The organism is Pseudophaeobacter sp. 1A16562 (assembly GCF_041008785.1).
Taxonomy (GTDB): Bacteria; Pseudomonadota; Alphaproteobacteria; order Rhodobacterales; family Rhodobacteraceae; genus Phycobacter; species Phycobacter gallaeciensis_A.
Map to the genome: position 1 here is coordinate 1 of NZ_JAXGFT010000042.1, position 1,266 is coordinate 1,266.

General features: G+C 62.6%; 2 protein-coding genes. Both read left to right on the forward strand.

Features of this window, described 5'->3' with window-relative positions; genetic code table 11:
• Positions 1 to 347 (forward strand): head-tail adaptor protein (locus tag SM764_RS22545; protein ID WP_369002868.1); only part of this gene is annotated, 347 nt, incomplete at its 5' end.
• Positions 348 to 719: 372 nt separating this feature from the next.
• Complete coding sequence (locus SM764_RS22550; protein WP_369002869.1) at positions 720 to 1,199, forward strand: HK97-gp10 family putative phage morphogenesis protein; 480 nt, start codon at positions 720 to 722, stop codon at positions 1,197 to 1,199.
• Positions 1,200 to 1,266 lie beyond the last annotated feature (67 nt).

Sequence of the window (1,266 nt, forward strand, 5' to 3'; positions counted from 1 at the left end):
GCGTTCTCAGGATGAAGGCGGGATCGGCGCCGCGTCTGGATCGGCGGATCGTGATCCTTCAGGCGAGCTTTGCAGAAAATGAGGCCGGGGAAGATGTTGCCACCGGCTGGGCGGAGTATGCCGAGGAGCGGGCGGAATACACGCCTGTCTCTGATGGTGAGCGCATGCGGGCGGCATCCGTGGAGCAAAAGACCGATGCGCGGTTTGTTGTCCGCTGCTCGACCAGGCTGGCGGCGGTCAGTGGTGAGAACCGGATCCGGTTTGATGGGGCCGACTGGCAGATCACCGGCGTGAAGGAGCTCGGCCGCGGGCTCTGGATCGAGATTACCGCATGGAGGATCCGGTAACTGGAAGCGGAGGATCTCCCGAAGCGTGCAGCCCGTGGTTTGCGTCGAGATAGGGATAGTGCCACGGGCTGCAGCGTCTCCAGTCTGTTCCTCATTAAACAGCGTCCGGATTGCTCAGAGATTAACGGAATGAGCGTTTGAGAGGGTTTTTTTGATGAGACGAGGATCGCTGACATCTCATCGAATAGGCGTTGGGGGAGTTTGCGTGGGGCAGGGCAAAGGACGTGCAGCCCGCGGCGTTGAGCAAGAGGGGTCAAGCCCACCGCGGGCTGCTGCTTCGTTGGAAGCACCTATCCTCAGCTCTCTGATGGTTAACGCGCAGTTAATGGGTCGCACGTTTTGCGTGTATTTATTGAGGCAAGGATCTCTGACATGTCAGTCAAGATGAAGATCGAAGGTGCCGGTGATATCGAGCGGGCGCTGGGTCAGCTTGCGCGTGGCACGGCCAAGGGCGTGCAGCGGCGGGCGATGAAGAAGGCGCTGCAGCCGGTTGCGACGATGGCCGATGCGCTGTCGCCCTTCACGGTGAAGGTCACCAGCAAGCTGACAGCCCGGCAGGCACGGGAAGCGCGCGGAGACCGGGGGCGCAGCAAGGTGGTGCTTTATGTGGGGCCGGTGCAGCCGGATGACAGCGATGCACCGCATGGGCACCTTTACGAGTTCGGCACGGGACCACGGGTGCAGGCCACGACTGGCAGGTTCGTCGGTGCGATGCCTGCGCGGCCCTTCATGCGGCCCGCCTGGGATGCGAACAAGGTGCAGATGCTGGAGACCCTGAAACGCGAGACCTGGGCCGAGATCGAAAAGACCGTGGAGCGGGCGCGGCGCAAGGCGGCGCGGGCAGGCGCATGAGCATGGAAGGCGAGCTGAAGGATCTCCTGAAGACCCTCGGGCATCCAGTGGTCTGGGGCGTCTTTGA

Coding starts and splice junctions, on each gene's coding strand:
- SM764_RS22550 (WP_369002869.1), top strand. CDS start 720: ATGTCAGTCAAGATGAAGATCGAAGGTGCCGGTGATATCGAGCGGGCG.